This window comes from Castellaniella sp. (assembly GCF_047971665.1).
Lineage (GTDB): Bacteria > Pseudomonadota > Gammaproteobacteria > Burkholderiales > Burkholderiaceae_B > Castellaniella.
Genome location: NZ_JBKEAA010000028.1, coordinates 43,608 through 55,963 on the forward strand (window position 1 = coordinate 43,608; position 12,356 = coordinate 55,963).

The 12,356-nt window shown below is 66.9% G+C and carries 8 protein-coding genes; 7 read left to right on the plus strand and 1 reads right to left on the minus strand.

The window, feature by feature from the left end; all coding sequences use genetic code 11:
* Nucleotides 1-7: 7 nt before the first annotated feature.
* The 6 genes from ACK5JE_RS11555 to ACK5JE_RS11580 all read left to right on the plus strand — a co-directional run bounded on the left by ACK5JE_RS11555 (nucleotide 8) and on the right by ACK5JE_RS11580 (nucleotide 9,346).
* Nucleotides 8-967 (plus strand): alpha/beta fold hydrolase, encoded by a 960-nt coding sequence (locus tag ACK5JE_RS11555; RefSeq protein ID WP_416801857.1) that lies wholly within the window; start codon nucleotides 8-10, stop codon nucleotides 965-967.
* 72 nt (nucleotides 968-1,039) lie between these two features.
* Nucleotides 1,040-1,870: a PHP domain-containing protein gene (locus ACK5JE_RS11560; protein ID WP_416801867.1), complete on the plus strand. Its 831-nt coding sequence runs from the start codon at nucleotides 1,040-1,042 to the stop codon at nucleotides 1,868-1,870.
* 34 nt (nucleotides 1,871-1,904) lie between these two features.
* A complete protein-coding gene (gene greB / locus ACK5JE_RS11565; protein WP_416801858.1) occupies nucleotides 1,905-2,459 on the plus strand; it encodes a transcription elongation factor GreB in 555 nt (184 codons plus the stop codon).
* Nucleotides 2,460-2,524: 65 nt separating this feature from the next.
* Nucleotides 2,525-6,574, plus strand: coding sequence for a phosphoribosylformylglycinamidine synthase (gene purL / locus ACK5JE_RS11570; protein ID WP_416801859.1), 4,050 nt, complete (start codon nucleotides 2,525-2,527; stop codon nucleotides 6,572-6,574).
* Between the two features lie 155 nt (nucleotides 6,575-6,729).
* Complete coding sequence (guaB, locus tag ACK5JE_RS11575) at nucleotides 6,730-8,190, plus strand: IMP dehydrogenase (RefSeq protein WP_416801860.1); 1,461 nt, start codon at nucleotides 6,730-6,732, stop codon at nucleotides 8,188-8,190.
* 4 nt (nucleotides 8,191-8,194) lie between these two features.
* Nucleotides 8,195-9,346 carry a M20 aminoacylase family protein gene (locus ACK5JE_RS11580; protein WP_416801861.1) on the plus strand — a complete coding sequence of 384 codons (1,152 nt, stop codon included), beginning with the start codon at nucleotides 8,195-8,197 and terminating at the stop codon, nucleotides 9,344-9,346.
* Nucleotides 9,347-9,365: 19 nt separating this feature from the next.
* Here ACK5JE_RS11580 and ACK5JE_RS11585 read toward each other — a convergent pair whose 3' ends face one another.
* Nucleotides 9,366-10,646 (minus strand): YbfB/YjiJ family MFS transporter, encoded by a 1,281-nt coding sequence (locus ACK5JE_RS11585; protein ID WP_416801862.1) that lies wholly within the window; start codon nucleotides 10,644-10,646, stop codon nucleotides 9,366-9,368.
* A gap of 118 nt (nucleotides 10,647-10,764) precedes the next feature.
* Here ACK5JE_RS11585 and guaA point away from each other — a divergent pair.
* Nucleotides 10,765-12,356, plus strand: a 1,592-nt coding sequence (guaA, locus tag ACK5JE_RS11590; protein WP_416801863.1) for a glutamine-hydrolyzing GMP synthase, incomplete at its 3' end; no start/stop codon positions are given.

The following is a 12,356-nucleotide window of genomic DNA, read 5'->3' on the forward strand; positions in this document are numbered from 1 at the left end:
TGACTTCATGTCTTCCGTTTCCACTGCCGTTCAGTTCCAACCGGCCGATGAGCCGCGCCTGGATTTCGTCGCCTGCGCCAGTCTGGCCGGCCTGCACCGCATGGCGTACTGGGAATGGGGCGATCCGGACAATGACCGGGTTCTGGTCTGCGTGCATGGCCTGACCCGCACGGGACGGGATTTCGATCCGCTGGCGCGCGCGCTGAACCGTGAATATCGTGTGGTCTGCCCGGATATCGTCGGCCGGGGCCGCTCGGATTGGCTGATCGATCCGTCCGGCTATGTGATTCCCCAATACGTGGCCGATCTGGTGACGCTGGTCGCCCGGCTCCGGCCTGCGCGGCTGGACTGGGTCGGTACGTCCATGGGCGGGCTGATCGGACTCGGGCTGGCGGGCATGGCGGCGGTGTCGCCCGCGTTGCGGCCTTCTCGCGGGCCGTGGGGGCTGGATGCGGCGGCCGATGTGCCGCTGGGCCGCATGGTATTCAACGACATCGGCCCCGCGCTGGATGTCGACGGCCTGGCGCGGATCGGCGAGTACGTCGGCCAGGATCTGCGGTTCGACCGCTACGAACAGGCGGTGGATTATGTCCGGACGGTGTCCGCCGGCTTCGGACCGCACGACGCCGCCGGCTGGAACGCGCTGACCCGGTTCGTGTTCCGCGAGCAGGAGGGTCAATGGGTCAAGCACTACGACCTGCGCCTGGCGCAGCCTTTCGCCCTGCAGACGCCCGAGGCCACGACGGCCGCCGAGGCGTTGTTGTGGCAGGCCTGGGATCATCTGCCCGTGCCGTCCCTGATTCTGCGCGGCGCGCAGTCCGACATCCTGAGGCAGACCACCGCGCAGCAGATGGTCGAGCGCAATGCGCAGGCCCGGCTGGTCGAATTCGACGGGGTCGGGCATGCGCCCACACTGCGGTCCGACGATCAGATCGCCGCCGTGCGCGATTTTCTGCTGACTCCCTGAGCGGTTGGGCCATTCTCTGACTTCCGCGTCGCGCCTTCGTGCCTTTGCGTCCCTGTCTTTCACTTCATGTCGCTGAATGTAGACCTGCACAGCCATTCCTCCCGCTCCGACGGCGTCCTGCCGCCGGCGCAGGTGGCGGCCCGCGCGCATGCCCAGGGGGTGGACTGGTGGTCCCTGAGCGATCACGACGAGACGTCCGGGCTGGCCGAGGCGGCGGCGGCCGCGCGTGAGCTGGGCCTGGGTTTCATCCCCGGGGTCGAGATTTCCGTCACGTTCTGTGAACAGACGGTTCACGTGCTGGGCCTGAACATCCATCCAGAGCAACCCGACCTGCAGACGGGGCTGGCCGGCATCCGGCAGATCCGTTTCGAGCGCGCCCGAGGCATCGCCGCCCGGCTGCAGGACTGCGGTATTGCCGGTGCTTATGAGGGCGCCCTGCGGCACGTGGACAATCCGCAACTGATCGGCCGGGTGCATTTCGCCCGTCATCTGCTGGAGCAGGGACATTGCAAATCCCTGCAACAGGCCTTCGACCGCTATCTGGGCGAGGGCAAGCGCGCTTTCGTACCGATGCGCTGGCCCGATCTGGCGTCGGCGGTGGCCTGGATCCATGCTGCCGGCGGCAAGGCGGTGATCGCGCATCCCGGCCGCTATCGTTACACGCCGCAGCAGTTCGACGCACTGTTCGACGCGTTCAAGGCGCAGGGCGGAGAAGGCCTGGAGGTCGTCTCCAGCGGTCATACGCCCGCCCAGTGCGACCGCTATGCCCGCGTGGCGCGGGCCTACGGGTTCGAGGCTTCGCGTGGCTCGGATTTTCATGCCCCCCATATTCCCCGCACGGAACTGGGCAGGGTGCCGCAGCTGCCCGACGATCTGATGCCTGTCTGGCGGGATTGGGTTTAGGATCCGTGCATACGGATCGAGGAGTCGCAACGCCATGAACAAGGCCTTTGTCAAAGAGTCGGACAACGACGAGGACGACGACCTGCCCGGATCCCCGGCCTTGCCCGCCGGGACCAAGAACTACATGACCGTGACCGGTTATCGGGCGCTGAACGATGAACTGATGCATCTGATGAATGTCGAGCGTCCCGAGGTGGTGTCTGTCGTGTCGTGGGCGGCGTCCAATGGGGATCGATCGGAGAACGGCGACTACCTGTACGGCAAGAAGCGGCTGCGGGAAATCGACCGGCGCATCCGCTACCTGACCCGCCGCCTGGAGACTGCCGAGGTCGTCGACCCGGCCCGGCAGCCCAATCGCGATCAGGTGTTCTTCGGGGCGACCGTGCAGTATTGCGACAGCCGGGGCGAGACCTTCACCGTCACCATCGTCGGCGTGGATGAGGCCGAACCCCTGGCCGGCCGGATCAGCTGGGTGTCGCCCGTGGCCCGGGCGCTGATCAAGGCGCGGGAGGGCGACACCCTGACGTTGCGCACGCCTTCCGGGATCGAGGAACTCGATATCCTGGAGATCCGTTACCCGGACGCCTGAGGATGATCCCGCGACGTGAAGGCAGCTAAAATAGATGGTTTTCCATGCCTTCGAGCTGTGCCTCCGTGACTACCGTACTGATCATCCCCGGTTCATCCGTTCTGTCCGACTTCCGCCGGGAGCGCCTGTTGGGCGCGCTGGCCGCCCGGGATCTGCCGGTGGCCGATGTGCATGCGCAAGCCTGCTATTTCGTCGGGCTCGATGGCACGCTGGATGAACCAGGCCAGGCCCGGCTGCAAGCGCTGCTGGATGATGGCCGCGCCTGCGAGGACACCGACGCTGGACGGCATGCCGCGCGTTTCCTGGTGATTCCGCGCCTGGGGACGGTCTCCCCCTGGGCCAGCAAGGCGACCGATATTGCCCGGCATTGCGGCCTGCCCCAGGTGCGCCGCATCGAACGCGGTGTGCGCTACACCGTCGTGCCGGAGCGTCGCCTGCTGGGCGCCCGCGCGCTGGATGCGGATCAGCTGGCCGCTGTGGCCGCCTGCGTGCATGACCGCATGACCGAGACCGTGGTGGCCGACGATTTCGACGGGCAGGCGTTGTTCACGGCCCTGGAGGGCCGCCCCGTCCAGGCCATCCCGGTGCTGGCCGAAGGCCGCGCCGCGCTGGAGACCTGCAACGCGCGTCTGGGCCTGGCGCTGTCGGACGATGAGATCGACTACCTGCTGCGCGCCTACGGTGATCTGGCGCGCGATCCCACCGATGTGGAACTGATGATGTTCGCCCAGGCCAACAGCGAACACTGCCGGCACAAGATCTTCAATGCCCGCTGGACGGTGGATGGTCAGGCGCAGCCGCGGACGCTGTTCGACATGATCCGCGCCACGCATGCCGCCCAGCCCGAGGGCACGGTCGTTGCCTATTCGGACAATGCCGCCATCATGGCGGGCGGGCCGGCGCGGCTCTTTCATGCGGGCGAGGGCGGCGATGCCGTCTATCGGCGTCATGACGCCGTGGCCCACACCCTGATGAAGGTCGAGACCCACAATCACCCGACGGCGATCGCGCCTTTCCCGGGCGCGGCGACCGGTGCGGGGGGCGAGATCCGCGACGAAGGCGCGACCGGGCGCGGTTCCAGGCCCAAGGCCGGTCTGACGGGGTTCACGGTGTCGAATCTGCGCGTGGACGACGCCGTCGAGCCCTGGGAAGACGAGGGCGGCGCCCCCGATCGCATCGCCACGCCCCTGGACATCATGATCGAGGGGCCCATCGGTGGCGCCGCGTTCAACAATGAATTCGGCCGGCCGAACCTGCTCGGCTATTTCCGCAGCTTCGAGCAGGCCGCCGATGGCACGCGCTGGGGGTATCACAAGCCCATCATGCTGGCGGGCGGCCTGGGCCAGATCGATGCGCGACTGACGCACAAGGACCCGCTGCCTCCGGGGGCGCTGCTGGTGCAACTGGGCGGCCCGGGCATGCGCATCGGCATGGGCGGCGGCGCGGCATCCAGCATGGGGGCGGGCACCAATCAGGCCGAACTCGACTTCGATTCCGTGCAGCGCGGCAATCCGGAAATGCAGCGCCGCGCCCAGGAGGTCATCGACCGGTGCTGGCAACAGGGCGAATCCAATCCCATCCTGGCGATTCACGACGTCGGCGCGGGCGGCCTGTCCAATGCCTTTCCGGAACTGGTCAATGATGCCGGACGGGGCGCGGAATTCGAATTGCGACGCGTGCCGCTCGAGGAGTCCGGCCTGTCGCCCGCCGAAATCTGGAGCAACGAATCCCAGGAACGCTATGTGCTGGCCATTCAGCCGGACGATCTGGCGCGTTTCGCCCGGATCGCCGACCGTGAGCGCTGCCCTTACGCGGTGGTCGGCGTCGCAACCGAGGCGCGCCGTCTGCGCGTGACGCTGGGCGAGGGGCTGGCCGGCCAGGACCGACCGGCGGGCGAGGTGGCGGCCAACGGCCTGCGGCCGGTGGACGTGCCGGTGGATGTGATCCTGGGCAAGCCGCCGCGCATGGAACGCAACGCGGATCGCGTCGCCGTGGCCGGGGATGCGCTGGATCTCAGTGGCATCGACCTGTCCGAGGCCATCGAGCGCGTCTTGCGCCATCCCACGGTCGCCAACAAATCCTTTCTGATCACCATCGGCGACCGCACCGTGGGAGGCCTGACGGCCCGCGACCAGATGGTGGGGCCCTGGCAGGTTCCGGTGGCCGATTGCGCCGTCACCCTGCGCGATTATGAGGGCGTGGCTGGCGAGGCGATGGCCCTGGGCGAACGCAGCCCGATCGCGATCCTCGATCCGGCCGCGTCCGGCCGCATGGCCGTGACCGAGGCGCTGACGAATCTTGCCTCGGCCGGCGTCGCCCGTCTCGAAGACATCAAGCTTTCCGCCAACTGGATGGCGGCCTGCGGAGCACCGGGCCAGGATGCCGCCTTGTACGATACCGTGTCCGCCGTCAGCGACTGGTGCCAGAGCCTGGGGCTGTCGATTCCGGTGGGCAAGGATTCCCTGTCCATGCGCACCGCCTGGCGCGACGAGGCGGGCGATCATCAGGTGGTGTCCCCGGTGTCGCTGGTGGTCACGGCCTTTGCGCCGGTGGCCGATGCGCGCGCGACCCTGACGCCGCAGCTGCGTAACGGGACGGACGGGTCCGTGCTGTTGCTGATCGATCTGGGCGAAGGGCGCCAGCGCCTGGGCGGATCGGTGCTGGCCCACACCTACGGCGGCATGGACGCCGAAACCCCCGACCTGCACGATGCGGCGCTGCTGCGCGCCGCGTTCCTGACGCTGCGTGAGCTGGCGGCTCAGGGCTGGGTTCTGGCCTGCCATGACCGTTCCGACGGCGGCCTGCTGGCGGCGGCGGCCGAAATGGCCTTTGCCGGACGCCAGGGCGTATCCCTGAATCTGGATATGCTGACCATCGATCCGCACACGGCCGATGCGGGTGACTACAAGATTCGTGCCGACCAGGTGGCCGTTCAGCATCACGAGCGCAATCTGTCGGCCCTGTTCAACGAGGAGGCCGGCTGGGTGCTGCAAGTGCCGCGCGCGCATCGCGACGATGTGCTGCGTCACCTGCGCCAGGCGGGCCTGTCGCATTGCGCGCATGTAGTGGGCATGCCCAATGCGCGTGGAGAATTTCAGGTGTTCCGCGACGGGGCCATCATCTATCAGCGTCCCCTGGCCGAACTCGGACAGACCTGGAGCGAGACCAGCCGGCGCATCATGGCGCGACGAGATCACCCCGATTGCGCCCAGGCCGAATACGACACCTGGCTGGATACCGAGGATCCAGGGTTGTCACCGCAGGTGGATTTCGATCCGCAGGACGATGTGGCGGCCCCCTTCATCGCGACGGGCGCGCGGCCGCGCATGGCCATTCTGCGCGAGCAGGGCTGCAACAGCCAGGTCGAGATGGCCTGGGCCTTCGATGTGGCTGGTTTCGAGGCAGTGGATGTGCACATGACCGATCTGCTGTCCGGCCGTGTGCGTCTGGAGGGCATGAACGGTCTGGTGGCCGTGGGCGGCTTCAGCTATGGCGACGTGCTGGGCGCAGGCGAGGGCTGGGCGCGCACCATCCGCTTCAATGCCGCGCTGGCCGATCAGTTCGGCGCTTTCTTCGCCCGCCCGGACAGTTTCGCCCTGGGCGTGTGCAACGGTTGCCAGATGATGGCGGCATTGGCCGACTTCATCCCCGGCGCGGATGCCTGGCCTCGGTTCACGCGCAACGTCTCCGAGAAATACGAATCACGCCTGTCGCTGGTCGAGGTCCTGGATTCCCCCTCGATTTTCCTGACCGGCATGCGGGGCGCACGCGTGCCCATCGCCGTGGCGCATGGCGAGGGGTTTGCCGATTTCAGCCGTCAAGGCGATGCCACCCGGGTGGTCGAGGCCATGGCCTTCATCGACCATCGGGGCGCGCGCACGCAGGCCTATCCCGCCAATCCCAACGGCAGTCCCGCCGGCCTGACCGCCGTCACCACCCCGGATGGCCGCTTCACCGCCATGATGCCGCATCCCGAACGCGTCACGCGCAACGTCATGATGTCCTGGCGCCCCGAGCGCTGGGGCCCCCTGGATCAGGGCGGAGACGCCACCCCGCACGGCGGCTACACCCCCTGGATCCGCCTGTTCCGCAACGCAAGGGTTTGGATGAGATAGGACACAGAACAGTCCCAATGGACTGTTCTGTACCTATCGAATCCGAGCACCCTGCAGGGTGCGAGGTGGAGAATCCGAGCGTGGAGAATCCGGGCGCCGGGCAGGCGCGGCCCTTCGCGGAGACGTTATAATCGATCTTTGTGCGGAGTTCATTCATGCGTCTGATCAAGAAAGCCCTGACCTTTGACGACGTCCTCCTGGTCCCGGCTTATTCCCAGGTTCTGCCGCGCGACACGCGTCTGACCACACAACTGACCCGGGGCATCCAACTCAACATCCCCCTCGTGTCCGCCGCCATGGACACCGTGACCGAGTCGCGCCTGGCCATCGCCATGGCCCAGGAAGGCGGCATCGGCATCGTCCACAAGAACCTCAGCGCCGACGAACAGGCGCGCGAAGTCGCGCGTGTCAAACGCCACGAATTCGGCATCGTGATCGATCCGGTCACCGTCACCCCCACGATGAAGGTGCGCGACGCCATTGCCCTGCAACGCCAGCACGGCATCTCCGGCCTGCCCGTCGTCGAGGGCGGCAAGCTGGTGGGCATCGTTACCAACCGCGACCTGCGTTTCGAAGATCGCCTGGACGTATCCCTGCGCGAAATCATGACGCCTCAAGAGCGCCTGGTCACTCTGACCGAGGGTGCCACCCTCGAAGAAGCCCAGACCCTGATGCACCGCCATCGTCTGGAGCGCGTGCTGATCGTCAACGACAAATTCCAGCTGCGCGGCCTGGCGACCGTCAAGGACATCGTCAAGAACACCGAGCATCCCCTGGCCAGCAAGGATGCCCAAGGCCAGCTGCGCGTCGGCGCCGCCGTCGGCGTGGGCGAGGGCACGGACGAACGTGTCGAAAAACTCGCCGCCGCCGGCGTGGACGTCATCGTCGTCGATACGGCGCATGGTCATTCCTCCGGCGTGATCGATCGCGTCCGCTGGGTCAAAAAACACTACCCCAATATCCAGGTCATCGGCGGCAACATCGCCACTGCCGCCGCCGCGCGCGCGCTGGTCGAGGCCGGCGCCGACGCAGTCAAGGTCGGCATCGGTCCCGGCTCCATCTGCACCACCCGCATCGTGGCCGGCGTGGGCGTGCCGCAGATCACCGCGATTGCCGATGTCGGCCAGGCGCTCGAAGGCACCGGCGTGCCGCTGATCGCCGACGGCGGCATCCGCTATTCCGGCGACGTCTCCAAAGCCCTGGCTGCGGGCGCGTCGACCTGCATGATGGGCGGCATGTTCGCCGGCACCGAAGAAGCCCCCGGCGAGGTCGTCCTGTTCCAGGGCCGTTCCTACAAATCCTATCGCGGCATGGGCAGCCTGGGCGCCATGGCGGAAGGCTCCGCCGACCGCTATTTCCAGGATCCCAACAACAATGTCGACAAGCTGGTGCCCGAGGGCATCGAGGCGCGCGTGCCTTACAAAGGCAGCGTCATCGCCATCATCTATCAGCTGGTTGGCGGTATCCGGGCCTCGATGGGCTACTGCGGCTGCGCCACGATCGCCGACCTGCACGAACGGGCCGAATTCGTCGAAATCACTGCTGCCGGCGTGCGTGAATCTCACGTTCACGACGTGCAGATCACCAAAGAAGCCCCCAACTACCGGGCGGACTGAGCGGGTGCGGATCAGCGACGACCTGGCGCAGGCCATGCAGGCCTGGCGCCGGGATTTTCATCAACATCCCGAACTGGGCCACCAGGAACACCGCACGGCGGCCCGTGTCGCCGAGTTGCTGCGTTCCTGGGGCCTTGCCGTGCACGAAGGCTACGGCGGCACCACCGGCGTGATCGGGGTGCTGGACGGACGCCTGGGCGCGGGACCGACCCTGGGTCTGCGCGCCGACATGGATGCGCTGCCCATGCAGGACGCGGGCGCGCACGACCACCGGTCAGTCCATGGCGGCGTCGCGCACGCCTGCGGCCACGACGGCCACACAGCCATCCTGCTGGGGGCCGCCTGCCATCTGGCGGCGCAGCCTGACTTTGCCGGCCGGGTCGTCTTTATTTTCCAGCCCGCCGAAGAACCCCTGACAGGCGCCCAGGCTCTGACCGAGGCGGGGCTGTTCCGCGATTTTCCCTGCGACGAGGTCTACGGCCTGCACAACAACAATTGCATCGGCCCGGGGCAGATCGGTGTGCGCACTGGGGCCATCCTGTCGGCGTGTGACCTGTTCGAGATTCATATTCAGGGCGTCGGGGGGCATGCCGCCATGCCGCACCAGGCCGATGATCCCATCGTGGTGGGCGCGGCGCTGGTGCAGTCCCTGCAGTCCATCGTCAGCCGCAACGTCAGCCCCTTTGACACCGCCGTGCTCAGCGTGTGCCAGTTCCAGGCGGGCAGTGCGATCAACGTCATTGCCGATCATGCCGTGCTGCGCGGCACCGTGCGCACACTGTCGCGCGAAGCGCAGGCCCGTGTGCTGACGCGCCTGCGCGATCTGTGCGACGGCGCGGCGCGCGGTTATGGCTGCGCCATCGAATTCCGTCATCTGCTCAGTTCGCCGCCCACCATCAATGAGGCCGATCCAGTGGCGCATGTCAAACGCGCCGCCGCCGCCGTGCTGGGCGCCGAGCGGATCGTCGATCCCGTGACGCCGCTGATGGCGTCCGAGGATTTTGCCTACCTGCTGGATCACTGTCCCGGCGCCTATTTTTTCCTGGGACACGACGGCCGGACCTGCCACCACCCCGAATTCGATTTCGATGACGCCTTGCTGGCGCAGGGCGCGGCGATCTTCGCCACCCTGGTCTATCAGCGTCTGACGGCTTGAGCGCGGAAATCCGGGGGCGTCACCGCGGTGCCTGCGACGGGCTTTCCAAGGCCGGATAGCGCAGCCGCAGAATGGGGATGGTGCCCGCCAGCAGCCCCAAGGCGCCCAGCACCAGGGCGAATTCCAGCGGCGCGCCGAACCACGCGTGCGTCAGGCTGAAGAAAATCGGACCGATCAACTGGCCCAGCGCGAACGACGCCGTCATGGCCGCCATCTGACGCTTGGCGCCGTCCTGGCCGACGGCCGCCTGAGCCTCCTGCAGGCCGACCATGGTGATCACCATGAAGGTGCTGCCCACGCAACAGGCGGCCAGCAGAATCGCCGGCAGCGCATGCCAGAGGACCGGCAGCAGCACCCCCGCAGCCATGACGACCTGAGCCCCCGCCCAGATCTGCGGGCGGGTGTAGCAGCGCGCCAGGCGGCTGGCCATTATCGTGGAGACCGCGCCCGCCAGTCCGAAGACCGGCCAGGCCAGGCTGAACAGCCAGGGATCGGGCACCAGCAAACGGGCTTGCGCAGGCAGAAAAGTGGCCGGCAGGATATAACCGAAACCATAGACCCCATAGCACAGGATCAGGCCCCAATGCAGCGTGGGCGCCGATGCGGCCTGGGCGGGCAGGGGAGACTCGCCGGGACTGTGCCGGTCAGCGGTCGCTGCGTGGGACGCCGGGCTGTTGTTCGGTGCGCCAGCGTCTTTGACCGAGGCTGCGTCCGAGGTCGTGGCGACCGGCGCGACCTCGGACGTTCGCCACAGCATCGACGCCCCCATCAGACCGCCCAGCGCCGCCAATGCCAGCCAGAGCCAGGCGTGCGAGGCCGTCGTTCCCGCCAGGGTGAGGCCCATGCAGGCCAGTCCGGCAAACATGATGCCGCAGCCCACCCCCGCGAATACGATACCGCTGCGCTCAGTCTGGCCCGTGGCATTCAGCCGCGCGATGCACAGGGCGGACGTGCCGATCAGCACCCAGGCGCTGGCCACGCCGGCCAGCAGCCGCCAGCCCAGCCAGCCCATCCAGTGACCGTCCAGCCCCATCGCCGCCGTCATCAGCACCACCATCCACAGACCGCGTCGCAGCAGTGCGGCGGGTGGCCAGCTCATGTGTGTGACCAGCAGCGCGCCCAGCAGATAACCCAGATAGTTCGCGCTGGCCAGCCAGCTGCCCTGGGCCAGGCTCAACCCCAGGTCCGCCTGCATCATCGGCAGGATGGGTGTGAACGCGAAACGACCGATGCCCATGGCGACGGCCAGGGCCAGCAAACCCGCCAGGGGCAGGGGAATGCGAGAAGAGCGGGATGCCATGGACAGTGATCTCCTTGAGCCTTCTACTGTAACCGGCTTGCCCGGATCGAACCAGAATGTCTGGACGAGCATCCTGGGTTACATTAACGCCTTGAACAGCCCTCCCGTATCACCCATCATGCACCAGCGCATCCTCATCCTGGACTATGGCTCCCAGGTGACCCAGCTCATCGCCCGACGCGTCCGCGACACCGGTGTCTATTGCGAAATCCACTCCGGAGATGTGGGTGACGACTTCATCCGCGATCAGCAGAGCCAGCCAGGACTCAAAGGCATCATCCTGTCCGGCAGCCACGCCTCGGCCTACGCCGAGGAATCCCTGAAAGTCCCCGCCGCCGTCTTCAAGGCCGGCGTGCCGGTGCTGGGCATCTGCTACGGCATGCAGTCCATGGCCCTGCAACTGGGCGGTCAGGTCGAGTTTTCCGATCATCGTGAATTCGGCTACGCCGAGGTCCGCGCCCACGGCCATACCCGCCTGCTGACCGGATTGCAGGACTTCGAGACCGCCGAAGGCCACGGCATGCTGAAAGTCTGGATGAGCCACGGTGACCGCGTCACGGCGCTGCCCCCAGGCTTCAAACGCATGGCCTCCACGCCCTCGTGCGAGATCGCCGGCATGGCCGACGAGGAACGCGGCTTCTACGCCGTCCAGTTCCATCCCGAGGTCACTCATACCGTTCAGGGGCAGGCTATCCTGGAGCGTTTCGTCACCGAGATCTGCGGCTGCGCGCGGGACTGGAACATGCCCGACTACGTGGCCGAGGCCGTCGCCCGCATTCGCGAGCAGGTCGGCGATGACGAGGTGATCCTGGGCCTGTCCGGCGGGGTGGATTCCTCTGTCGCTGCGGCGCTGATCCACAAGGCCATCGGCGACCAGCTGACCTGCGTGTTCGTCGATCACGGCCTGCTGCGCCTGAATGAGGCCAAGCAGGTCATGGACACCATGTCCCGCCACCTGGGAATTCGCGTCATTCATGTGGATGCCAGCGAACAGTTCATGGGCAAGCTGGACGGCGTTGCCGACCCCGAGGCCAAGCGCAAGATCATTGGCCGCGAGTTCGTCGAGGTGTTCCAGGCGGAATCGGCCAAGCTGAAATCCGCGCGCTGGCTGGCCCAGGGCACGATCTACCCCGACGTGATCGAATCCGCAGCCTCCAAGACTGGCAAGGCCATCGCCATCAAGTCGCACCACAATGTCGGCGGTCTGCCCGAGACCCTGAGCCTGAAGCTGCTGGAGCCTTTGCGCGAGCTGTTCAAGGACGAGGTCCGCCACCTGGGCCTGGCCCTGGGGCTGCCGCCTGAAATGGTGTTCCGCCATCCGTTCCCCGGCCCTGGCCTGGGCGTACGGATCCTGGGTGAGGTCAAGCGCGAATACGCCGACCTGCTGCGCCAGGCCGATGACATTTTCATCGCGGAACTGCGCAATACCATCGATCCTGAGTCCGGCAAGTCCTGGTACGATCTGACGTCCCAGGCGTTCACCGTGTTCCTGCCGGTGAAGTCGGTCGGCGTCATGGGAGATGGACGGACTTACGATTATGTGGTGGCCCTGCGCGCCGTGCAGACCACGGATTTCATGACGGCGGATTGGGTCGAGTTGCCTTATGCGCTGCTGAAAAAGGTCTCGTCACGGATCATCAACGAGGTGCGCGGCATCAACCGAGTCACATACGATGTGTCGAGCAAGCCGCCGGCTACGATCGAGTGGGA